At 35.7% G+C, this 24,821-nt stretch carries 19 protein-coding genes and 2 pseudogenes; all 21 read left to right on the forward strand.

Annotated features, from left to right (window positions below; translation table 11 throughout):
- The first annotated feature begins 161 nt into the window (after positions 1 to 161).
- The 21 genes and pseudogenes from M1L66_RS14505 to M1L66_RS14605 all read left to right on the forward strand — a co-directional run bounded on the left by M1L66_RS14505 (position 162) and on the right by M1L66_RS14605 (position 24,717).
- Positions 162 to 1,013: a phosphoadenosine phosphosulfate reductase family protein gene (locus tag M1L66_RS14505; RefSeq protein WP_082174022.1), complete on the forward strand. Its 852-nt coding sequence runs from the start codon at positions 162 to 164 to the stop codon at positions 1,011 to 1,013.
- 813 nt (positions 1,014 to 1,826) lie between these two features.
- Entirely contained in the window at positions 1,827 to 2,171 is a 345-nt protein-coding gene (locus tag M1L66_RS14510) for a hypothetical protein (protein WP_002566037.1), read from the forward strand.
- Between the two features lie 75 nt (positions 2,172 to 2,246).
- On the forward strand, positions 2,247 to 3,617 hold the full coding sequence (locus tag M1L66_RS14515; RefSeq protein WP_002566036.1) for a hypothetical protein: 1,371 nt from the start codon (positions 2,247 to 2,249) through the stop codon (positions 3,615 to 3,617).
- Between the two features lie 116 nt (positions 3,618 to 3,733).
- The gene (locus M1L66_RS14520) at positions 3,734 to 5,656 is read left to right on the forward strand and encodes an SIR2 family protein (RefSeq protein ID WP_434693685.1); all 1,923 of its coding nucleotides are present in this window, start codon (positions 3,734 to 3,736) and stop codon (positions 5,654 to 5,656) included.
- Between the two features lie 8 nt (positions 5,657 to 5,664).
- A complete protein-coding gene (locus M1L66_RS14525) occupies positions 5,665 to 6,873 on the forward strand; it encodes a hypothetical protein (protein ID WP_434693688.1) in 1,209 nt (402 codons plus the stop codon).
- 206 nt (positions 6,874 to 7,079) lie between these two features.
- The gene (locus M1L66_RS14530) at positions 7,080 to 8,744 is read left to right on the forward strand and encodes a reverse transcriptase domain-containing protein (protein WP_048931268.1); all 1,665 of its coding nucleotides are present in this window, start codon (positions 7,080 to 7,082) and stop codon (positions 8,742 to 8,744) included.
- A 264-nt stretch (positions 8,745 to 9,008) separates the two neighbouring features.
- The gene (locus M1L66_RS14535; protein WP_240305388.1) at positions 9,009 to 9,368 is read left to right on the forward strand and encodes a hypothetical protein; all 360 of its coding nucleotides are present in this window, start codon (positions 9,009 to 9,011) and stop codon (positions 9,366 to 9,368) included.
- Between the two features lie 338 nt (positions 9,369 to 9,706).
- A complete protein-coding gene (locus M1L66_RS14540) occupies positions 9,707 to 11,599 on the forward strand; it encodes a KAP family P-loop NTPase fold protein (RefSeq protein WP_048931266.1) in 1,893 nt (630 codons plus the stop codon).
- 12 nt (positions 11,600 to 11,611) lie between these two features.
- Positions 11,612 to 12,463: a Qat anti-phage system associated protein QatB gene (gene qatB / locus M1L66_RS14545; protein ID WP_048931265.1), complete on the forward strand. Its 852-nt coding sequence runs from the start codon at positions 11,612 to 11,614 to the stop codon at positions 12,461 to 12,463.
- Positions 12,460 to 13,728 carry a Qat anti-phage system QueC-like protein QatC gene (gene qatC / locus M1L66_RS14550; protein ID WP_434693693.1) on the forward strand — a complete coding sequence of 423 codons (1,269 nt, stop codon included), beginning with the start codon at positions 12,460 to 12,462 and terminating at the stop codon, positions 13,726 to 13,728. Before qatB ends, qatC begins: the two co-directional genes overlap by 4 nt.
- On the forward strand, positions 13,725 to 14,471 hold the full coding sequence (gene qatD, locus M1L66_RS14555; protein ID WP_048931263.1) for a Qat anti-phage system TatD family nuclease QatD: 747 nt from the start codon (positions 13,725 to 13,727) through the stop codon (positions 14,469 to 14,471). The genes qatC and qatD overlap by 4 nt, the downstream gene beginning before the upstream one ends.
- A 640-nt stretch (positions 14,472 to 15,111) precedes the next feature.
- Positions 15,112 to 16,491, forward strand: a complete 1,380-nt coding sequence (locus tag M1L66_RS14560; RefSeq protein WP_147335890.1) for a hypothetical protein — start codon at positions 15,112 to 15,114, stop codon at positions 16,489 to 16,491.
- A gap of 439 nt (positions 16,492 to 16,930) precedes the next feature.
- The gene (locus M1L66_RS14565; protein ID WP_195626102.1) at positions 16,931 to 17,536 is read left to right on the forward strand and encodes a hypothetical protein; all 606 of its coding nucleotides are present in this window, start codon (positions 16,931 to 16,933) and stop codon (positions 17,534 to 17,536) included.
- Complete coding sequence (locus tag M1L66_RS14570; protein ID WP_195626103.1) at positions 17,536 to 18,585, forward strand: DUF262 domain-containing protein; 1,050 nt, start codon at positions 17,536 to 17,538, stop codon at positions 18,583 to 18,585. The genes M1L66_RS14565 and M1L66_RS14570 overlap by 1 nt, the downstream gene beginning before the upstream one ends.
- 205 nt (positions 18,586 to 18,790) lie before the next feature.
- A complete protein-coding gene (locus tag M1L66_RS14575) occupies positions 18,791 to 19,813 on the forward strand; it encodes a virulence RhuM family protein (protein ID WP_195626104.1) in 1,023 nt (340 codons plus the stop codon).
- 409 nt (positions 19,814 to 20,222) lie between these two features.
- Positions 20,223 to 21,254, forward strand: a complete 1,032-nt coding sequence (locus M1L66_RS14580) for a virulence RhuM family protein (protein WP_195626105.1) — start codon at positions 20,223 to 20,225, stop codon at positions 21,252 to 21,254.
- Between the two features lie 159 nt (positions 21,255 to 21,413).
- Positions 21,414 to 21,845, forward strand: a complete 432-nt coding sequence (locus tag M1L66_RS14585) for an SWIM zinc finger family protein (RefSeq protein ID WP_434693697.1) — start codon at positions 21,414 to 21,416, stop codon at positions 21,843 to 21,845.
- Between the two features lie 77 nt (positions 21,846 to 21,922).
- A pseudogene (locus M1L66_RS14590) lies at positions 21,923 to 22,093 on the forward strand (transposase); the annotation flags it as partial.
- Positions 22,094 to 22,642: 549 nt separating this feature from the next.
- Positions 22,643 to 23,437 (forward strand): annotated as a pseudogene (gene rhuM / locus M1L66_RS14595) (RhuM family protein).
- Between the two features lie 57 nt (positions 23,438 to 23,494).
- Positions 23,495 to 23,869 (forward strand): hypothetical protein, encoded by a 375-nt coding sequence (locus M1L66_RS14600; RefSeq protein ID WP_187020722.1) that lies wholly within the window; start codon positions 23,495 to 23,497, stop codon positions 23,867 to 23,869.
- Positions 23,870 to 23,922: 53 nt separating this feature from the next.
- Entirely contained in the window at positions 23,923 to 24,717 is a 795-nt protein-coding gene (locus M1L66_RS14605) for a hypothetical protein (RefSeq protein WP_187020720.1), read from the forward strand.
- Positions 24,718 to 24,821: the final 104 nt, after the last annotated feature.

Below are 24,821 nucleotides of genomic sequence, written 5' to 3' on the forward strand. Positions count from 1 at the left end.
AGAAAAGAGCAGATTGTTATGACAGGGAGAGACTGATGAAAATCAGTGTCTTTTTTCTTTTGCAAGAGAGACAAAAAGAAGGAGGCAGAGTTCCGGCCGGGAAAAGATATCTGACTCTTTTTTGAATGGATTTAGAACAGAAAGCGATAGAAAGGGTGAAGATGGCGTCCGAGATGTCCTTAAGACTATACGGACGCCCCTTGGTTGTAACAGACAGTGGAGGGAAAGACAGCGCAGTATGTAGGGAAATTGTCAGACGTGCCAGGATACCATTTGAGATTCATCACAACCTGACTACAGCAGATGAACCTCAGACCATTTACTATGTGAGAGATATTTTTCGCAAGTTGGAACTGGAGGGGATTACCTGCTGTGTGAATTATCCGATTTACAAAGGCCAGAGAGTTACCATGTGGTCTCTGATCCCTATGAAAAAATTCCCACCGACAAGGCTGCAGAGATATTGCTGCCAAATTTGTAAAGAGAACTCCTGCCAGGATCGCTTTATTACTACCGGTGTGCGATGGGCGGAGAGTGCGAAGAGGAAGACTAGCCGGGGAGTTTTTGAGAACTTTGTCTCGGATCCCAGTAAGAAGATTATCCTGAATAATGACAATGATGAGCAACGGATGCTGTTTGAGAACTGCACATTAAAAGGGAAAAGAACCTGCAACCCGATTGTGGACTGGCGGGACTCAGATGTGTGGGAATATATACGCAGCGAGCGTCTGGAGATTAATCCGCTTTATGATATGGGATTCTACCGAGTCGGCTGTTTGGGATGCCCTATGGCAGGGAAGAACCGTTGGACAGAGTTTCGGCTATTCCCGACCTACCAGCGGGCATATATAAGATCCTTTGGAAAAATGCTTGATGTAATTCATGCTGGCGGGGGCAAGACAAAGTGGAAGACGGCGGAGGATGTTTTTTCGTGGTGGATGGAGGAGGAGACCATCAAGGGTCAGATGAGTTTGTTTGATATTACGGAATGGAAAAATGTAAATGAAACATAGAATGAGATAACAGGAGTTGCAGCAGTCAACCTTGGGGCATGGGAATTGACACCAGCTAGACAGTAAGGTTGAAGAAATATCTGTCCCTGCATGTATACGAAAGAAACACTGGAGCAGTATCATTTTATCGAGCAGAGGGTTTTAAGGTTCAACAGAGCATGACGGAAAAAGAGATAGGTGAGAAAGAATTCCTGATGGTCTACGGAGAATCGAAACAGACAGCAGTATCATAACAAAAACGTCCAGCTTTCATATGCTCGTCAAACGCAGCCAAAGCACTGAGTATGAACTCCAACCAGTAGGAGGAGAATGGGTTTATAATGAGATGATATGAATTTATAAAGCTTTGTGGGAAAATAATCCATTCCATGTTATAATAACCTTAATATAGTTAAGTGGATTATATGCAAATCTAGTAGGTTAAAAAAGAGTAGTTTACTGGGCTACTCACCCTATATTTATGAAGGCGTTGTTTGGTAGCTTACTGTCCTCGAAGGAGATTTGCTTATTTCTATTTGACATTTACAAATCCTTTGTACACCTTTAATTTTGCTTAGCAATTTGCTTTGGAGTAGCCCCTGATATATAAATGATATATGTAGATATATGTTCCTAATGGTAGTCAAAGGACATTTGCGAATGCTACAAGAACAGGTTGTTAAAATGAATAAAAGATTATATTGAATCTGATGGTAGGCTTTAAGTTGAAATGGTACTATCAGAATATAATTATGTATGTATAGCTTTGCAATGGTGTAAGTGTTTTAAATCAATATTTATTGCTATTAAAAAGGTGGATGGAAGGAGTAAACTATGGCGAAATATACGGATGATGAGATACGTGGTATATCGAAAATAACTTGCAAGATTGCTGGTGAATATTTGGGGATATCATCAATGGCAGTAAGCATTGGTATGAGAAATGGTGTTTTGCCAATTGGTTTTGCCATTCATAATGAGGAGCGTGACAGAAGATACTCAGAAAGTTGGTCATATCATATTATTGCTGAACGGTTAATTGCATATAATCATGGAAAAATAAATGAAATCCAGGTTCAGAATATCGAAAAGAACCTGACCACAATAATTGAAAAGTTTGAAGAAATGAAACAAGACCTGCTTTTTATATTAAGCGAAGACGCAGAACCGAAGAAATAGAGCTGTTTGAGTACGCGTTTTCGCTGTCCAAGTATAAAGATGAAGAGAAAAAATACGAAGGGGGGAGGAGTTGGCATGAAAGGTAAGGAAGTGATTTCCTTAACGAGGCAACAGCTTTATGATGAAGTTTGGAAACAGTCACTTGTAAAGGTTGCCCAAAAATATAATCTACACTATGGACGGTTAATTAGCAGTTTAAAACAGGCGAACGTCCCATATCCTCCTTCTGGATATTGGACAAGAGTGGATTTTGGAAAGGATGTATCAACAGATTTAGTACCTTTATCAGGTGATGTAGATGTGTCTGTAGAGTTGACGCTGGCAGGTGCTGTAGTAACCAGAAAACGGAAGAAAAGCTTTGTAGAGGAAGAAAAAGTTGAAAAAGCAGTACAGCCAGAAGAGAGATGTATAGAAGCGATGGAGAGGCTTAAAGAGGAAGCGCCAACTGTGATACCATTTTCTACAAATTTAGATATACCGGATACGGTTTTATACTTTTTAACGACTGATGAAAAAGCGAAGGTAATTGAAGCAATCAATAGTTTGGAAATTAAACAAAATGCTCACCTACATAAGAATTTAGTTGTATATAAGAGAGCAATAAAAGAGTATAAGGATTATCTCAAGGAACATAATTTCTCAGCAAGGAATCGAAATTATTATGATAGAGGAAAAACAGTTGAGCCACCTCGATTTATAAATGATGTTTCTGAGGATGGATTAAGCCGGGCTATTTTAATTATGGATGTCATATTTAAAACAGTAGAAAAACTGGGAGGAGAGGTGCAGCAAGACTTGTCTGTAAAGATACGACAAGATGTTGTGCATTTTAAGTTTGCAGAGGCCCAGGATAAGGTACCCCATGAAATAACAAAGCAGGAGGCAAAAGAATTACTGGAGTATAAAGAGGCCAAACGATATAAAAGATATGCAAGCGAACCTAAAATAAAAAAATACGATAATGTATACAATGGTAAGCTTCGTATTGTGTTTGACGACAGCTCGTATATTAAAGATAGTGTAGAGTTAAAATTAGAGGAGCACTTGGATGAAATAATAATTCGTCTTTATGAAATTTCCAATGTACACAGAATCGAACGGGAAAAGAGAGAAGAGCAGCATCGTTTATATTTGGAGGCGAAACTCCGTGAAGAGGAAGTGAAAGAAAGACGGCAGCAGGAAGCGGTAAAAACGCAGGCACTGGAGAATATAGCAAAAGATTATCGGATTGCTTGTGAGATTAGAAATTACATAACTGCAATACTGAATAAAGGAGAGCTGACCGAAGCTGATTTTGAATGGATTGAATGGGCGAAGAAGAAGGCTGATTGGTATGATCCAATTGTCGCTAGGGAAGATGAGTATTTGGGGAAAAGGGACCATTCACGGTCAGATGAAGATAAGATGATAATCAAGAAAAAACAGAGCAGTATTTATGGTTGGTAAATGTGTCATCTACTAATATTAATAATTAAAGATAATGTGAAGATTGTTAGTTATATAATAGTATCATAATGTGAAATATTATTTATAATTTTTTGAGAGAGAAGGAACAGAGATATATGGACTATATTTTAGAGTTTGATGAATTTATTCGTTCTATTAAACAAAATATAGATACAAAGTATTCATTTTTGTTGGGTGCTGGTGCATCAGTTGAATCAGGGATACCTTGTGCTAGCGAATGTATTTGGGAATGGAAAAGAGATATATTCATTTCTCAAAATCCTACATTGGCAGAAATGCATAATAATATCAAATCACAAAATATAAAACGGTCAATCCAAAATTGGTTAGATAATCAGGGTACATATCCTAAAGAAGGCGAAGATATTGAATACTCTTATTATATTGAGAAAGCATTTAGAATTCCAGACGATAGAAGAAAATATTTTGAACGAAACATAACAGGAAAGACGCCAAGTTTGGGATATCATATATTATGTTTGTTAGCAGAGCGAGAGATAATTAAAAGTGTTTGGACTACCAATTTTGATGGCTTAATTATTAAAGCTGCGCATAAATATCAACTAGTTCCTATTGAGGTTACGTTGGAATCACAAGACAGGATATATCGTACTGATGCTAATAAGGAGTTGCTATGTATTGCTCTACATGGCGATTACAAATATGGTCCTCTAAAAAACAGTAAAGAGGAATTAGATAGCCAGAGTGATATTTTTGTTAATGCCTTATCATTTGAAGCATCAAAACGTTATTTTGTTGTAATGGGGTATAGCGGAAGAGATAAATCACTAATGCAAGCAATAGAGCGTAGCTTTTGTAGAAGTGGTGCTGGAAGGCTTTATTGGTGTGGATATGGTAGGAATATTGCACCAGAAGTGAGAGTTCTGATTGAGAAACTCAATTTGTATGGGCGAGAGGCGTTTTATATACCTACAGATGGTTTTGATAAAACAATGCTTAATATTGCGCATATGTGTTTTGAAGACAAGGAACTACAAGAAGAAGTTGAAAAATTAAAAGCTGATCTGGGTGCTGGGTATGAGTGTAGAACAACAACGTTTTCACCGTATAAGGAGGGTGTAAACAAAATTGTAGATACAAATGTTTATCCAATTAAATTTCCAGATAAATGTTACCAATTTGAGGTGAAAAACAGTTCAGTTATGAACCTATGGGATTATTGCAAGCAGCTGATTGATTATAACATAGTTGCAGTACCTTATAATGGAATGATTTATGCTTGGGGAAATCGAAATTCGATTAGTAACATGTGTGGCCCTAACGTTAATGGAACGATAGAACTAGTACCATTGACAAGAAAAATTTTTTTTGACAATGGCACTTTAAAAAGTATGCTTTTAAAAACATTGCTTATTGTTATTGGAAAGCATAGCAATTGTAAATATAATAGAAACAAAATATGGAGAGAGTCAAAAAAAATAAACTACACTATAAACGGAAAAAATATTGAAGCATATCAGGGCATACGGTTTTCATTATTCATGGATTGGAAGTACTCATATTTGACACTAACGCCTGCTTTTTATTATAAAGATCGAAATAATGTTAGCAAGGAAGAAAATAAAGAATTTTCGGATAGATTTATGGAACAAATATGTAAAATGCAAGCGAATAAGAATTATGCGGCTTATATTAAACATTGGATAAATATAATTTTTCCAGATGGTAAATCGATTATTTCAATGTATCCATGTAATTCTGAATCAGGGTTCGAGTTTACAATTGTCAATAAAAGTCTACTTGTTGGGTTGAGATCAAGACAGGCATTACACAATCCTGATGATGATATGAAAAAAAGAATATGCATTGGAGGCGCAGAACTTGCAGATACAGAATTAAAATTTTATAATCCTGCCCAGAATGCGATGCATACAGATTTTCATCCTATGCGAGGGTTGATTAATAATAAACCGTATGATTTCTATATGAATAATAGATTGTTTAAATCAAACATATCTTTAGGAGTGATAAGCCCAGTAGGATCCGAAAAAAATTAGAGGATTTTTTGGATCGACTTAATAAAAAACACAAAGTTAATTATAATGTTGATTACGTTATTGATTATCCTGGATTTCAGTCCGTCTATGGGGTTGGACTCAGTGTTCCGCTAATTGCGGAATGGGCTCTATTAGATGATAAAATGCTAAATAAAGCCAACTTATATCAGTCATGCTTGAATTTTGGTGATCAGATTAAGAAGAAGATTGAATATCTAAAATCACGTGATAGTGTAGATGTTATTATTATTTATATTCCCAAAGAGTATGAGTTATTTACTTTTTTTAATGATGGAAATATTCATTATGATTTGCATGATTATGTAAAAGCTTTTTCTGTTCAAAGACATATCTCGACACAGTTTATTAGAGAAAAAACAATTGATAGTGAGTTGGATTGTCAAATTGCCTGGGCTTTATCTCTTGCAATTTATGTAAAAGCTGGAAGAACACCTTGGATTTTAAGTGGCTTAAGAACTGACACCGCGTTCGCGGGAATAGGTTACAGTGTTGATCATATTAAAACGGATAACCAAACACTTATAGGGTGTAGTCATATTTATGGAGCAGACGGCCAAGGGCTCCGATATAAATTATCAAAAATTAAGGATGTAACATTTGATTCAAAAAATAATCCATATTTATCAGAAAATGAAGCTTATCAGTTGGGCTTAAATATTAAAGAACTATTTTTTGATTCATTTAAAACGCTTCCTCAAAGAGTGGTTATACATAAAAGGTTCCCATTCCAGAAACAAGAGATTGATGGATTAACAAAATGTTTAGGAAGTGCTGGGGTTAAAGACATTGATTTAATAGAGATAACTCTTGAAGATAGATTTCGATGTTTTGAATATGATAGAAGATTACAAATTGATGGGTACCCAGTAAGAAGAGGCGTGTGTTTTGCTATTAATGAAAATACGGCATATCTCTATACTCATGGAATAGCCCCTTCGGTAAAAAACGCTAACCTGCGATATATTCAAGGTGGAAAAAGTATACCGGCTCCTTTAAAAATTGTTAAACATTATGGTAATGGTGATCTGGCTCAAATAGCAACAGAAATATTGGGGTTATCAAAAATGAATTGGAATAGTTTTGGATTGTATTCAAAGTTACCATGTACAATTCAGTCATCCAATGCTATAGCAAGAGTTGGCTGGCTATTATCGCAGTATGAAGGTGTGGTATATGATTATAGGAATTTCATGTAGAGATTATAGTTAGTATTTGATATTTCAAAAAATTATGATATAGTTATTACATAGGAGAATTTATATTCGTTAGTGTTACTGCAACGATGTACTATAATGTTAGGGGGATATCCCTCTGACTATCTCACTTTACTATATGTGAATTATAATAATCACAATGTGGGCATGGATAAGGTAGAATTCTCCTATTTTATTTGGAGGAAGTTATGCTTGAAGAACCTAATATGGTAAGAGAAAAATTCTTTAATATGAAAAGCCGCGAAGATGTGGCTGACATATTGGGTATAAAAGAAAAAAGTTTAAGATATTTTTTATATAGCATAAAACCAGATAATATGTATGTCGAGTTTTCAATCTCAAAAAAGAATGGCGGGGAAAGAGTTATTTGTGCGCCAAATGATAAACTCAAAGCTATTCAAAGGAAATTAGCAGTTATATTGAATATGGTATATAAAACGAAGCCAGCAGCTCATGGATTTGTTTTGGACAAAAATGTGGCGACTAATGCCAAAGGACATGTAAAAAAGAAGTATGTTTTCAACATTGATTTGGAAAATTTCTTTGACCAAATTCATTTTGGTAGAGTCAGAGGTATGCTAATGAAGCCGCCATATAATTTGGGTGAAGAAGCTGCCTTAGTTATTTCGCAAATTGCTTGTTATAAAGGAAAACTTCCTCAAGGAGCCCCTACATCACCAATTTTAACAAATATGGTATGTGCACCGTTAGATACTCAATTGACTAAGCTGGCAAAGAAATATAATTTGCAATATAGTAGATATGCAGACGATATTACATTTTCAACATATAAAGCTGATTTTCCAGTGGAAATTGCTTATGTGGATTTTAATGGGGTTCATGTGGGCACTGTCTTGGAAGAACTTATTAAAAAAAATAATTTTTTGATAAATTACAATAAGGTTAGAATATCTGATTATCGACAGAGACAGATAGTAACCGGTTTAGTTGTTAATCAATTTGTTAATTTGAGACGAGATTATATAAAGGAAATTAGGGCATTATTATATAGCTGTAAAGTTAAAGGTCTTTTAGAGTCTGCGAAGCTATATGTTGAGAAAGGAAAATGCAAAAATCCTAAAATTATTGAAGCGGTCAATTCAGGAAAGAGTGAAAAAGAAGATGAGATTATTAATTGGTTTTTACAAGTATTAAAAGGGAAAATTGAATATATAAAAAGTATTAGGGGAGATAATAATCCTACCTATCTTAAATATGCTTCTGAGTTGAATCGAGTTTCGGGCAAAATATTCTTTCGTGTAGATGAATACTTGGATTTTATAAAGCAGATAGAAAAATCTGTATTCATAATTGAAATTAATGCTCTTGATGATTACATACAAGGCAGTGGTTTTTTGCTTGATCCGGACTTACTTCTTACTAATCACCATGTAACAAAAAAAGAAGGCTTCTATAAGGTAACAACTTTTAAAGAAGACCAAATAGGCATTATATCTAATGATATTAAGTTCCTAAAAAGAAATGAGAATATAGATTATGCTTGTTATAATGGGTTTGGTAGAGAAGATTTAATTCCATGGGAGTTGGGGGATTCGGATGATATAAAAATAGGTAGTAAAATTATTATGATTGGCTATCCCGATTATAATTTAGGAAATACACCAGATGTTCAAACTGTATATGTTACTGGAGAGCGAACTTTTATGGGACAAAAGTTAATAACAGTAAGTGGCAGAATTGTGCATGGCGCAAGTGGGGGTGTTGTATTAAACGAAGAGCATAAGGTGATTGGAATGATAAGGTGTGGTGTTGTGTCTTATTGTGAAACTGATACAACTAATAACCACGGTTTTATACCTATAAATGACATTATGAAAGATATAAAGAGTTAATAATGATGCGGAATTGTGGTTCGGAAGGGAAATAGAGGGATTTAACCACAAGATATAGTGGTTTTGGCGAAAAATCGAGAAAAAAATCGGGCAAAAAATGGCCGATTTTGACCCCGATTTTTTGGCCTTTTCATAGATGTGAGATGGGGAAAAGAGGATATGAGGTAAAATTTCAGGTCAGCCAGATAAAAATGGCGGGCCTCTTTTAATAGAGTATCAAAAATAGAAACGGCTATATGTGAAAGGACAGAGAGGGGAATTTAGATGTTTAAGATTTATTTGAGCCGGACAGTGAGCCCTGGTGTAGGTATCAGTCTGCCGGCTACAATCGAAGAAATGAGAGAAGCCTATTCTCTTCTGAATGGAACGGATACAGTTCCGTTGGAAACAGCTACCACCTATGTAGAATCATCCATTCCAAATCTGCGCCAGTACCTGTATGAGGTCCCAGTGTCAGAAAAAAGATTGGAGGAACTGAACTACCTGGCCTATCGTGTGAAATGGATGGACAGCCAGGACGAGGCGGTATTCGGAACCGAGACGGAGATTGTGACAACAAAATCTGGGAAATTATGTTTGAATATGATTAGAGTTAGTATTATAAAATGTCGAATATATTTTTAAATAGGTGTTAAGAGCAAGACATTTTACACAAAATTTGATATAATGAGGAAAGTGGTTGAGGTTGAGAACAAAGTAGTAAAAGGTCTTAAAAGTAAATTAATATCCAGGGAATGCAAATTTTCGTTGTGTCGAATGGAAGTTATAATGACTATATTTCTTTAACTGATATTGCAAAATAAATAGGTGAAGATTCGGCCGCCACAATCCATAACTGAATGCGAAGCCGTTACATCATTGAATTTTTAGCACTATGGGAGACGTTACATAATCCGGATTTTTTCAATAAAAATAAAAAAGTAAACTTTGAACTATCTATCAAAGATTTAGGAGAAAAGTATATGTGGAATGATATTGAAACTACTACAGACTATTTGCATTTCTCAGTTGTATCTAAGACGGTTGCAGATTTAATAATTGAGTCAGGGGATAATCCAATATCTATAGGAATATCTGGAAGCTGGGGGGCCGGGAAATCCTCCATGGTAAAAATGATTGGTAAAGATTTGAATGACCAGTCCAGTGATAACAAATATATTTTTCTTGAATTCAATGCATGGTTATATCAGGGATATGAAGATGCGAAATCCGCCTTGCTCCAGTCGGTGACGATGAAATTGACTGAAGAAATGAAAAAACAAGGAATTGATGAAGATGGTGAGCTTGGAAAGAAATTCAAGAAATTCCTGAAACGTATTAATTGGTTTCAGGTATCAAAACTGGCATTACCTTTGTTGGCTGGCTTTATTCCAGGAGCAGCGCCTGTCGGCGTGATTGCAAATTTTGCAAATGTCATAAAAAGCAGTTGGAATAATCGTGATAAAAAGTCTGAGAACAGTGAAGCGATAGATACTGCGATTGAAGGACTGACTCCAGAATTGGAAAATCTTTTAAATGATAATGAAGAGATGTCAGAGCCGGCAACAAAGCAGATTGAGGAAATTAGGAAGGAATTTGAAGAAATACTTAAACAGCTAAAAGTGAAACTTGTTGTTTTGGTAGATGATTTAGATCGGTGCTTACCTGAAACAGCGATTTCGACTCTTGAAGCAATGAGATTATTATTATTTGTAGAGCGAACAGCCTTTATCATCGCAGCAGATGAACAGATGATAAGAAATGGAGTACGTGCCCATTTTAATGGAGTTGAATTGTCAGATGAGTTAGTTACAAGTTATTTCGATAAGTTGATTCAAGTTCCAATAAAAATACCGCATTTGGGGATTGCAGAAGTAAAAGTGTACATAGTTCTCTTGTTCATGGAATTAGAAGTTAAAAGAAACGGAGTGAGACAAGAAGCATTTTTAGAGGCGCAAAATAAATTAAGCAAGCTTTTGAATAAAGCATGGGAAGATGATGTGACAGCAGAAAAAATAGAAGGGGTTTTTGATGATGATACAGAAAGAACCATGAAGGAATATGTAGCAATTGCAGATCAATTAGCAGGTATTCTTGTAAGTGCGGATAATATTAAAGGTAATCCTAGATTAATAAAACGGTTATTAAATGCTCTTGAGATAAGAAAAAAAGTTGCAAAAATTAATGGAATGATGTTAGATTCCGGTGTGTTAATAAAGATGTTATTGTTTGAGAGATGTGCATCAGAAGGGGCATTTGATTATCTGGCTAAAGAAGTTGCAAACGCAGAGGAAGGAAAACCGGAATTTATACAAAAGTTAGAAGATAGCTTAATAAGTGGTGAAAAATATGAATTTCCAGATGTTACATGGAACAATGATTTTGTACAGAAATGGGTATTAATTGAACCGAAACTAGGTGGACTTGATTTGCGTCCACTTTTGTATCTTAGCAGAGATAAGGCGCTTTCGTTTGCTGCATATGACGAACTTTCTATTAAAGGCAAAGAATTGTTAACTGCGTTAAAGAAAGTAAAGAATGGTACATACCTTAGGGAACTTGTTGAATCAATTAAATCTCTAGGAATAAGAGAGGCTGAGAAATTGTTGAAAAGAATAATTAGTTTGGGACGTAATGAACAATGGAATGTAAATGCTTTATTTGCAGCAGTACATATTACGGAAGCTTTTCCCGAATTAGGTCGTAATTTAGCTTTGGCTTTGTGTGAGATACCGGCAAAATCTAGAAAAGCTCCCATTATTCCTGTTATTGCTGAAAAGGAATGGGCTAAAGATATGTTGAAACAATGGGCTGACGATTCAGAAACACCAGATAGTGTAAAAAGGGCCATAACACAAAATACACAAAAGAAGTAGGGGTGAAAACATATGGGAACATCAGCTTCAAGTATGGGACCAGGTGCAGGGGTTTCACTAGATCCGGAGTGGTTAGATGACATTAAGTTGCCTAATCAAGATAATGAGCAACCGGATTGTCAAAATGATGACGATAGTGAAAATGATAATCAATCTGATGAAAAAGAACCGGATGATGATGAAAAACTTGTTATTGCACCCAAATTCCGTTTTGCAAGTGCTAGACGAGGAATGGGTGAATACGTTCATTCTGGGAGTAAAGACTCTTTGAGAAAATCGCTGGGGCATTATTCTAAAACAGGAATGGGCGGAGCGAAAAATCTCTCCAAACGCATGCGTACTTCAACCAAAGCAGCTGCGAATTTCTTCCAGACATTTCAGTCCTTAAGGGATAACGAGAATTTCCCATTGGGTAAAATTTTATCAGAATTGCAAGGACGAGGTGCTAATGCGAATGAAATTATTGATACAATAATTGATAATGTATGCCCAACTGGTGGAAGCTTAGACGAAGTATCTTGTAGAGATTCAGGAAGATTTGCATTGAGCGAGTTTATGAGTCAAAATCCTGATACAGATATTAGTAAATTGACTGATGATCAGATATGGTCTCTCACCGGTACATTTCTTGGCAATGAGGCATTTAGTCGTATCCAATTGGACATAGGACAAGCTTTTGAAAAACAAGAAGTATCAGCTGTAGAACGTGTTAATCGTATGAACGAAATGAAAGATTATTTACAATCAGAAATATCATCGCAGTTAAATAGGCTTAGAAACTCTGGTAGTAAGACGATTGATATGCAGAAATTATTTCAAACAGCTATAAAAAACACGTTTGAAGTGTATGAGGTTGAAGTATGAATAAAGTGATTTGTTATCCACGATGCTGTACCCCAAAGTATTATAGTGATGATGATTATTATTTTGAAATGTTTACAGTTCCTGAACAGAAAATAAACAATGTAGGGCATGTGGGAGTACAACTATTTAAAGAATTGAGAAAATCAAAAATAGCTCCAACAGTAGAGGCATTGGATTTTACAATTATTGCTATGGCTGTAGTTGCAGCAGATAAAGCAGTATTGAGGAAAAAGAGTGCTGATGGTTGGACAAGAAAAATTGAGCTTTGCATATATTTGCATGATGCGCCTAAATGGAGACAGGAAAAAAGGAAGTTAGAGGAAATGCTTCGTTTCCTCAGCGGAGATTTTTGGGTTTTAAATATAAATGCTTTACCAGAATCGCTGGTTCCGCAGAAAAAATATGATTTAAGGCAGCAGGATTGTATTTGTTTGTTGTCAGGAGGTATGGACAGTTTAGTGGGAGCAATTGATTTGCATGAAGAAGGAAGAAATCCTTTATTTGTATCTCAAACAGTTAGGGGAGATGCTGAACATCAAAGAGAATATGCCATGCAGTTTGGAATAAATAATTTGTGCCAATGGAGCAATAATATAAAGAAAAAAGGAGAATCGGAAATTTCGACCAGAGCAAGATCAATGGTCTTTTTTGCTTTTGCATTATTGGCATCTTGTGGCATTGATTGCAATGCTCAAGGCAGGAAAGAATTATTCGTACCTGAAAATGGATATATTAGTTTGAATATGCCATTAGATCCACTTAGAACAGGTAGTCTTAGTACAAAAACAACCCATCCTGTATATATGAAAGCAATGCAGGAAATTTGGAATGATGTGGGAATAAATATTGATTTTGTATTACCATACAAATATAAAACAAAAGGTGAAGTTTTGATGGATTGTAAGAATCAGGATTTGATGAAAAAACTTATTTTTGGTTCGACAAGTTGTGGAAAATATCAACGGAAATTACAGCACTGTGGGGTCTGTGTTCCTTGTTTAGTAAGGAGAGCAGCTTTTTTGAAAAATAATTTGTGTGATGTTACAGAAGGCGGGTATTTTAAAGAAAATTTACAATGTTCGTATTCAAAAGATGTAGCAGCTGCAGCATTGGCTGTTGTTCAATTGAAAAAAAATGGCATTGAAAGTCTTGTGAAAGGTATGTTGTCTTTTGCAAAAGGAGAAGAACGAAATTTATATTTAGGTGTTATTGAACGTGGGGGGCTAGAAATAGGAGCATTGTTAAGGGAGCATAGTGTTATATGATAGATTTCCATTGTCATTTGGATTTATACAAGAATCCGTTAGCAGTATTTGATGAAGTCAAGCAAAGAAATGTAAAGGTGTTAGCGGTTACGACAAGTCCGCGCGCCTATCTAAAAACATCCCAGTATTTTAATAATACAGATAATGTGAGAGTTGCGTTAGGATTTCATCCGGAATTAGTGGCAGATAGAAGGAATGAAATTGATCTATTTATGGAACAAATTTCAAAGTCCAGATATATTGGAGAAGTAGGTATAGATGGTACTAGCAGAAATAGGCATTCATATTCTGTACAAAAAACCTTTTTCTATGGTGCATTAAGTGAAGCTGAGAAGCACCATGGAAGAATAATCAGTATACATTCAAGATGTGCAGTTAAAGATGTATTAGAATGTATAGAAAAAACTTTAGATAAGAATGTGCCTATAATGCATTGGTTTACCGGAAATATAAAAGAACTTCAAAAGGCTTTATCGTTAGGTTGTTGGTTTAGTATAAATCCTAAAATGTGTTATTCAAAAGCAGGAAGAGATATAATCATGCAAATGCCATTAAATAAAATATTGCCAGAAACAGATGCACCGTTTACTGAAAAGAATGGAATGTTGTATATGCCATGGGATATGGATGTGATAGAGTTTTTAGCTGTACAATATGGGAGGTCTATAATTGAAATTAAAAAACAGATGGAAAACAATTTATTAGAAGTAATCAATGGTACGACAGCATTAAAAAAAGTCTAAGAAAAATTCTAGTAAAAACAACGATTTTACTATTTAGTCAAGTGCTTACTATACTGTTTTTTGAAAGAGTCTTGGTGTAAGAATATTATGACGATAACAAAGCGGCTTTGGACAAATAATAGTTTTAAAGTCGCTTTAAACAAAAAATATTTTTTGTAATGGGATTGACATGAGGGTGATTGAGATGATGAAATCGGAGACACTCCAAGATATCATAAATCTTTCCTGCAGACTTTTCTTCACACACTCGATATTCCAGAACTATTAGTAGTAACGATGGTTGCAACGATAACATTTTTATGGATATCAAGTCCACAGCAGATGGGGGAGATGAGCCTCATCATAAGTATCACCACCTTAACTAAAGATAGGAATAGCAACATTGACTGTCATCTTACGACTAAATAAACATGGTTTATTACCCGTGATAAGAGTCCGGGTTCAAAGTCCCACTTGTTTGTGCTTGTAAGGATGACGGCACATATAAATATACGGGGCCGAATAAACTTCGCCACTCCTCCTCCCATGCTCTGTAGTGTATTGCTATTCCATAATAACATTTTAAAACTAAAAGAGGAGGGGGACAAGACTTTTCATGACTTGTTCGTGCCTGAGCGAAGCGAAAGGAATGACTAAAAATATGAATAAAATATCTGAGGTAACAAGACAAGATATTATAGATATTATCAGAGAGGGGTTTACAGTAATACTCGATGAAGAAGAATATGATGATAAGTCTGACGAGTATGTTACAGAGCGTACTATAAAAATGCCGTACTATGGACGTCTTGATGAAATTGATTTCCTTTCAAGAGTATACAATCTAAAGGAATTACCATCTCATGATAGTCGTTATAAAAATGCTCTTGATGATATTAGTTGCCATCTTAGATGGGACGATTATGAAGAGGAATGCTGGTTTTTTCAAGATGAGCGATTCAAGCTGCAACAAAAAGATGGAGATGAACCTTTACTGCGATTTATATGTGAGATGGTTCATCCGGCGGTACGGAGAGAAAAATCGCCTTGGAAACAGTATTTAGATAAATTTAATGAGTTGCTTCGAGTAGATGGCTATGAATTATATCCGGCACATCATATTTCTGGTCGTGATATTTATAAAGCTAGAGAATATAGCGTGCCGGATAAACCGTTATTACCAGATAATTTATTTTCAGAGCGATATAAAGACCTTATTGATTATGGCCATGGAGAAGCAGTTGATAATATTAGCAATAATATTGATTATAGGGCTAAAAAGCATATCTGTAGAATTATGCAGAATTTCAGAGAGCCTATACAGTATCAACCCAACCGATATCATAATTGGACAGAAAAAACAGATGCATTAGATGTTGCAATTAACAGACTAAATGAATTTATGGATACTCCTGTCATTGATTTAAAAAGCGCAATGTTCTCTTTATCTTCTGAGGAAGAAATATTTGCAAATTATTTTACACCGTTTATTTTTGATGTAATAGAATTTCAGTATGATGAATTATCTGAAGGTGAAAAATGTGGATTTCAAGAAGAAATTAATGCATCGTTGCAGAAAGACAATGTATCTTTTCGCCTTATCGATAGAGGGCTTATTGAGCAATTGCCAGATCATGAGGTGTTGACTTCAGAACTCATATCAATGACTGAACAAATAAAAGAACCTGGTTTAAGAGAATTGTTTGATATAGCAGTAGAGAAACATATGCAGCCAAGTTCACAATCTCATAAGGATGCGGTTGAAAAAATTTGGGGTGTATTGGAACGCTTGAAAACATATTATACTGGTTTGGATAAGAAGAAATCAGTGGAGAGAATTATTAATGACATGGCGGGCGGACAAGAAGATTTTGTAAAGCTATTTGATACGGAATTTAAGGCACTTACAGATATTGGAAATAGCTTCCGAATTCGTCATCATGAAACGGATCGAACAGATATTACAGACATCCGCTATTACGATTATTTTTTTAACCGTTGCCTGTCTTTAATTGCGCTTGCTATTCAATATTTGGAGTGAAAAATACAGTGTTAAGAATAAAGCTCTTGAGAGACTAAAACTCGAGGGCTTTATTGTTGGCAGTTTTTTTACCAACGATAACATTTCTTTTTAGGCATTTCTTAATATTATTCGTGAATGTATTAGCATATCAAAATTTTGGAATTTGTAGTATAATCTTAGTATTGTTATAGGTGGCTTGAAAAATGTCTATAGAGGCCATGGACAGAAACGGGTGTAATAGTGTTTACGCCAAGGGGAAAACATACCTTTCTGCCATCATTATTATCCCCACAACAAACTGCGAAGTATGTGTCGAATTGTGCCGGAATGAGAGAGGTGCTGCAAAATAAGAAAATCTAGTGATTGAAACCAGATGTAGAAAATATATACCATAATATAATGATGATTTTGAAAAGTCACTTTAAAGAAAATTTAGAGAAGTTTGGAAAAATTGACAATGGATAAAGCTAAAAATATAGACGAAATTTTAGAAGAAATTAAAAATGATATAATTAGAATACCGCCAGATGTATTCGTTTCCAAGTGGATAATGGAGGGGATTCCCAATATTTTTGAAGGTGATAGTATGAAATACTATGATTGGAAACATAAATTAGCATCGGGTATTCAGGTAGATGCTAGGGATATTATAATTACTGGTTCAGCATGTGTGGGATATAGTTTGAACCCCAGGAAAAATTTTAGAAAGTTTAGAAAAACTTCGGACATTGATGTAGGAATAATATCAAATTATTATTTTGATATAGCTTGGCATGAACTTCGCAACCAGAAGTATTATAAACTAGATAATAATATGAAAAATGCTTTAGAAGAGCATAAAAATAGATTGATTTATTGGGGAACTATAGCTACTGATAAAATATTGCCACTTTTATCTTTCGGAAAGCAATGGAATGCTATCATTACTGAATTAAGGAATTTCCCACCTATAGACAGTAGAGAAATAAACTTTAGAATTTATAAAGATAATAAATCATTTCGGGACTATCAAATTAATAGCATAAAAGAATGCCAAAGTATAATTTTAGGAGGAGATGCATAATGAAGGATTATTTGGGAAGTACCCAGCAAAACATTGCATGGTTTAATCAAAGGAGTAAGGAAGTAGATGGTTTAATTATTAAGCCAACGTTCCAACGAAATCCCGTTTGGACGGTTAACCAAAAAAGTTATTTAATAGATTCAGTTTTAAGAAGTTATCCAATACCTGAGATATATCTTCAAGAAAAAGTGAATGACAAGGGAGAAAGCCAATTTGTAGTTGTAGATGGACAGCAAAGATTGCGGGCAGTATTAGATTTTATTAACAATGAGTTTTCGCTTGTTCCTTCGGAAACAAGCGAAGAGTGGGGGAATCTAACATTTGATGAGTTATCCCCAAATGATAAAAAGAAGTTCTTTGAATACAAATTTGTTATAAGATTATTACCGGATATAGATGAAGAAACTATACGAAATATATTTAAACGAATTAACAAAAATAACGAAAGGCTAAATCAACAAGAACTTAGACAGGCCACCTACTCTGGTGAGTTTATTATAATGATAAATGAGATTGCTGATAGAACATATTGGGAAGATATAGGGTTATTCACTCCACAAAAAATACGTCGAATGTTAGATTCAGAATTTATAAGTGAATTAGCTATAGCATTTTTAAATGGTCATCAAAATAAAAAGGCAAAATTAGATTATTACTATAAATTGTATGAAGAAGAGTTTAGTGAAGGTGATGAGGTAAAGCATGTTTTTGATAGCGTGATAGGAGAAATATTACAAGTATTACCTAATATAAAAAAAACCAGGTGGCGTAATATGACAGATTTTTATACGCTTTTTTTAGTAATGGCTCAATATAATAATAAAGTGCCATTTTCTTCGGATATAAGGGAAAAGTTAAACACTGTATTAATAGATTTTAGTAATAAAGTCACTAATCTTCAAAAAGCAATTAAAGAGGATATAGCAAGTGATGAAAAAGATATGAATATACGTAACTACTCATCTGGGATAAGAGCTTCAACAGACTTGGGAAGTAGAAAGTTGAGATTCGAAGCATTAAATAATATCATAAAAAGTATAACGGTTTGATGATAAATATAATCTGTGAGTAAATTGAAAAGTTTACACCAGCGTTTAATTGACATAAAAGCGAATTATTCGGAAATCCCGGATAGTTCGAACTTAAGGTTTTCGATAGTTGAATTTTGAAATGAATCATCATTATAATCTGCAAGTGATGATATATGCTGGTCAAGAAGTAGACAATATTAAATGATAAAAGGCAGGTGATTGAATGGAGAATCAAAGTGAATTTATTATTTATCAAACAGAAGATGGTCTAACACACATAGAAGTAAAATTTGAGGATGAAACCGTCTGGTTGAGTCAACAGCAAATGGCAGACTTGTACCAAACCTCCAGAACTAATGTGGTTGAGCACATAAAACATATTTACGAAGAGGGTGAACTGGATGAGCAGTCAACCTGTCGGAATTTCCGACAGGTTCGCCAAGAGGGGAGTAGAGAGGTTGCAAGGAATATACCGTTTTATAATCTTGACATGATTATATCTCTTGGATATAGAGTAAAATCATCGATTGCCACGAGATTTCGGCGTTGGGCGACAGAGCGCTTAAAGGAATACATGATTAAAGGCTTTACCATGGATGATGAAAGGCTAAAAGGTAATGGCGGTGGCAATTACTGGCGTGAATTGCTTGAACGCATTAGAGATATACGCTCATCCGAAAAGGTATTGTACCGACAAGTACTTGATTTATATGCCACAAGTGTAGATTACGATCCTCGTAGTGAAGATTCAATAGAGTTCTTTAAGATAGTGCAAAACAAGCTGCATTTCGCGGCTCATGGTCATACAGCGGCAGAAGTGATATACGAACGGGCAGATTCAGAAAAGCCGTTTATGGGACTTACTACATTTTCGGGAGAACTTCCGGCATTAAAGGATATTAGTATTGCAAAAAATTATCTGAATGAGGAAGAATTAAAAGTTCTGAATAATCTTGTTTCTGGTTATTTTGATTTGGCCGAAATTAATGCAATCGAGCATAAGCCAATGTACATGAAAGATTATGTTGACCAGTTGGATGCTATTTTATTATCAGGTAATAGAAAGCTGCTTGCGGGATATGGAAAAGTGAGTCATGATCAGGCAGTGAAAAAAGCAAAGGAAGAGTATAGAAAATACCAAAAAAATACACTCTCACCAGTGGAACAGGCATATATGGAAACTATTAAGGACGTTGGTGAGAATGCGAAAAAGAGAATAAGAAAAGAAAGAGGAAATAGAAAGTAAATATTTAGTAGGTTATGCAGTGGCTTGCTGCGTATTTGAGCGGGCAGTTATTATTGGAAATCCGCCAAGGGGCAACTATATATTTCCGCCATCATTATTATCCACTCAACAAATACGGAAAGTATTGTACGGTTGAAGAAAAGTGTAAAATAGTGAAACAATAAACAGATTTAATGGGCTGGTTGGGATTTGTAGGAGTATATATTTGCAGAATTTTTAATAACTGGAAATTAGAGCGGAAGGTAACTGCTTAAGAATTTCGAGTAGTTGAAAAAGAAGGTGTCTGGTTCGTGAATCGTGAGATTGAATATGTTAATTTGGATGTAATACGATATAAGGATATTTAATGGACTAGGGAATATTTAAACCTATAATTTTTTGAGGAAATAAAGATTGAGGAAAAGAAATTATGACAAACAAGAAGAAAGAGATTACAATCCACAGTTCAGCCGCAGAGTATTTAACATATGTAGCATCTACAGGTAGTAGCTCAGATAGTTTTGAGATGCGCTATGAGGACGAGAATATCTGGCTGACGCAGAAAATGATGGCAACCTTATATGATGTTTCTGTATCGGCAATCAATCAGCACCTTAAAAGGATATTTGGAGATAATGAGCTGATAGAAGAATCAGTTATTAAGAAATACTTAATAACTGCCTCGGATGGTAAATCCTACAGTACGAAGCATTATAACTTACAGGCAATCATTGCCGTTGGCTTTAAAGTGAACAACGACCGTGCCGTAAGATTCCGCAAATGGGCTGGTCAGATTGTCAAGGATTATACAATTCAAGGATGGACGATGGACAAAGAGCGCCTGAAAAAAGGGCATATGTTCACCGATGAATACTTTGAACGTCAGCTTGAAAATATTCGTGAGATACGCCTGTCCGAGCGAAAATTTTATCAGAAGGTTACAGATCTCTATGCCACAGCGTTTGATTACGACAAAGATGCCAAGACTACCCGGCAGTTTTTCAAAATGGTACAGAATAAGATGCACTGGGCTGTACATCGGCATACAGCAGCGGAATTGATTGTAGAGCGTGCAAATGCCGAAAAAGAACATATGGGCCTGACAACGTGGGAATCAGCGCCGGATGGGAAAATTGTTAAGGCAGATGTTACTGTGGCGAAAAACTATCTGAGCGAACAGGAAATGTCTTATTTACAGAGAATCGTTTCACTGTATCTCGACTATGCAGAGTTACAGGCGGAACGAAGAATACCGATGAGTATGGAGGACTGGGCAAAGCGACTTGATGGTTTTTTGGAGTTTAACGGGAACGAACTGCTAATGGGACCGGGAAAAGTCAGTGCGGAACAGGCTAAGCTTCACGCAGAGACTGAGTTTGAAAAATATCGTATTGTTCAGGATCGATTATTTATGTCAGACTATGATAAATATTTAATAGAATTAGAACATCAAGCGGATTAAAGTGACGTGTAAAGATAAATATACCGTTTCCGCTTGGGGAGAAGTGCGCTTTCCCGCCATCATTATCATCCACTCATCAAAAGTTGATACGACTAATAATGTGCGATTTTACAGTTCATTTAAATACGATACAAATTGGTCTGGAAACGGAGAGTATATATGGGACTAATTGAAATTGCCAGTGGTAATTCTATATGGCGCGGAATGGATTATTATAATGAGAAGAAGGTGGTCTCCTGGGAAAAGACTGGACCAGATTCTTACAGTGGCATGGTATCTGGAAATCGTGCGGAACCTTATACCGTTCATATTGATAGGCAGCATCCGAGGAAGTCTGTTTGCAATTGCCCTTTCGCATATGGAATGCGTGTGATTTGTAAGCATATGGTAGCACTTCTATTTACTGCAGAACCTGAAACTGCTGAAAATTTTATGAAAGAAGTAGAGAAGTATGAAGCAGAGGAAGAAAAGAGAGCACAACAGCACTGTGCAGATTTGAAGAAGTATGTGAAAAGCCTTTCAAAATCAGAGCTTCAGGAACAGCTTCTTAACGCACTTGTACAATTGGAAGAAAGAGGACGTTATTACTGAGAATGTGATGCCAGCCACGAGCTTAATTGTGATAATGTGTTGAATCCTCCATTGCCGAGCATATAGATAAGATATAGTATGAGATTGAATCGGCCCAGGACATTCAGGATGCTCTCAAAGATCTACTGGGCGGTACCATCAAAGAGATGATGAAATTCGAGATGGACGAGCACCTTGGCTATCGCAAGTCAGAACGTTCCGGTTGCGATGACTATCGCAATGGCTATAAAACCAAACAGGTGAATAGCCAATGAGCGTGTTACCAAGCGATACAGCCCTATTAAAAGCCCTGTAATTGGAATCTGGAAGCGTTTAGGCCAGGCGAAAATCCGCCTGTTCTTGACATACGCGCAGTATTGTGCGATATATATAAACCAAGGGCTGAACGCTCATAGAGAAGCTTTCAGCCCTGCCATTATCATAGAAGATCTGCTTTTACAGAGATTTCTTTACGCACTCAAAACATCTAAAACATCCAATCACCAGAGATATAGATGTCGAATAGTACCGAATTGCGTTAATTAGGACAATTAAAAAATACCGTATAGTAAAAAGTTTAAAAGGCGCTCTGAAAATGGGTGTCTTTTATATTGCAAACATTTGTTCGACATGATAGAATAATTAGGCAGGGATACAAGTGGTATGGAAATGATATGAAAAAGGAGGTTCCTATGGCGGACAAGGATTTTTAAATTAGGAATAGTACAATAGATTTCCTTGTATTTACAAAACAGAATTCAACAGATTCAATTCAAGTTAGAGTACATGATGAGAATGTTTGGTTGACGCAAAAATCTATGGCACAGTTATTTGAATGTAGTATTGATAATATTTCACTGCATTTAAAAAATATATTTAAGGATGGGGAACTAGTACCAGAGACAGTTATCGAGGAATCCTCGGCAACTGCCTCTGATGGAAAACAATACAAAACAAAATTTTATAATCTGGATGCTGTAATTTCAGTTGGATATAGAATTAATTCATTAAGAGCAACCCAGTTTCGCCAATGGGCGACGAAGGTATTAAGAACATACACGATACAGGGATATGTTCTTGATAAGAAAAGATTGGAAAATGGACAAATATTTGACGAGGAATATTTTGAACATTTACTGGATGAGATTCGGGAAATCCGTGCCAGTGAGCGAAAGTTTTATCAAAAGATAACCGATATTTACGCGACCGCAGTCGATTATTCAAAAGATGCAGTTACTACAAAGGAGTTCTTTAAGACCGTGCAGAACAGGCTGCACTATGCGATTCATGGTCATACTGCAGCGGAGGTTATAGAATTATTTGTCTCAGAGTGAACTACAGGATTTGAATCAGTTTGTATGTTTGTATCAATGTATCTGGATTATGCGGAAAGGCAGGCTAAAAAGCGCATTCCTATGACGATGGAGGATTGGGCAACTAAGCTGGAAGTTTTTCTTAAAATGAATGATGAGGACATTTTGATGGATAAGGGGAAAGTTACGCATGAAATAGCAAAAGCCTTTGCAGAAAGTGAATTTGAAAAATACAGGGTGATACAAGATCAATTATATGAGTCAGATTTCGATAAGTTGGTAATGAAAGTTGACTTGTAGTAAGTAAAAACTGCTGATAAATGAAATATTCTGAATTGGAAGGATATTGTAAAATAGATGAAGAAATATAAAAGACTGTTTCTTATAGACGGTGACAGTTTTGTTTATCAAGCCTTGAATGGAATGAATCGGATAGATCCCGAAGACAAAATCCTGATTCTGGTTTCCGATGAAGCCCTGCGGAGCAAACTGATACAAAAAGGATATGTCCGGCAAAATGTTGGAGTAGTTGTGGTTAAGCCAGGGAAAGAGGCGGTGGACAACCGTATTAAAGGGATTCTGGGTAATCTGATAAATCAGGAAAATAGAGGCTGTATTTTTATTATTAGTCATGACCATGGATATTATAAACAGATTAACAGGTATAGGACAAAGTATGGTGTGCATGCAGACACGTTGGATTTAAAGAAATCAATACAGGCCGCATTGTAAGCAGCTATATAGATTTATTCTTCCATTGAAATAAGATGAAGGCAGGAGGTTATTTGAAAAATTCGGAAATTACAAAAGCAAAACTGATTAATCTTTTCTATGACTATACAAGAATCTATAAACGTCCAGCGGCCAGAATCACTTTTCATGGGAAGTTTGCCGATCTATACCTTGGTAAAGGAACCTCTGTTTTACAGGGCCTTACCATGGAAGATGCTTATGAGGTGCTGAAAAAATATACAATAGAGAAGAAAGTGTCTGGGGGGAACGGATATATAGGGCGGAGTATGAGCATAAATGCAAAACGGGCATATGAACGTGGACTCAAGCCACTGACGCGGATCACGTCGGTGGATTTGCATCAAAATGGTTTTTATTATCCAGTCCGCTTTTTTCGTTGGCTGGTACATAATTGGAACATTAAACCGAAAGAGATGCACCACACATCAGCAGCTTGCAATATCACAGCCTTTTATGATACTTCTGTCATTCGGTACGTTGTCAAATGCTGCAATTTGGAACTTCTGGTTCAGATATACAAGGGAAAATTGACAATGGCGCAGGCAAAACAGATAAGAAAAATCAAGTATGCCAGAGTACGTGTGATTGATAGACTTCTTGGGGGAAAATCTGGAAATGTAGTAAATGCAAACTGTGTGTTTTGCGATGATATACTGTTTCTGTCATCTAAATTGTGCATTCGGGCGGATAATTCGGGAGTGGAGATTCTGGAAGTGTTTGATGAGCCGCCGGAAGAGGTGGAAAGTGGAAAATTAGAGGAATTGGCAGATGATTTAATAAAGCATAAGACAAGTAAATATTTTAAATATCTACGGAAATGGGCTTAAATCATGGAATTTTTCGGCTGTGTTTTATGAGGCTGAAAATGGCAAAGTGTGGATGACATACCCCGGTTCGAGGATTTTGAACCGGGGTTTTGCTACGTTTTAAG

This window comes from Hungatella sp. SB206 (genome assembly GCF_051132295.1).
In the GTDB taxonomy this organism is placed as follows: domain Bacteria; phylum Bacillota; class Clostridia; order Lachnospirales; family Lachnospiraceae; genus Hungatella; species Hungatella effluvii.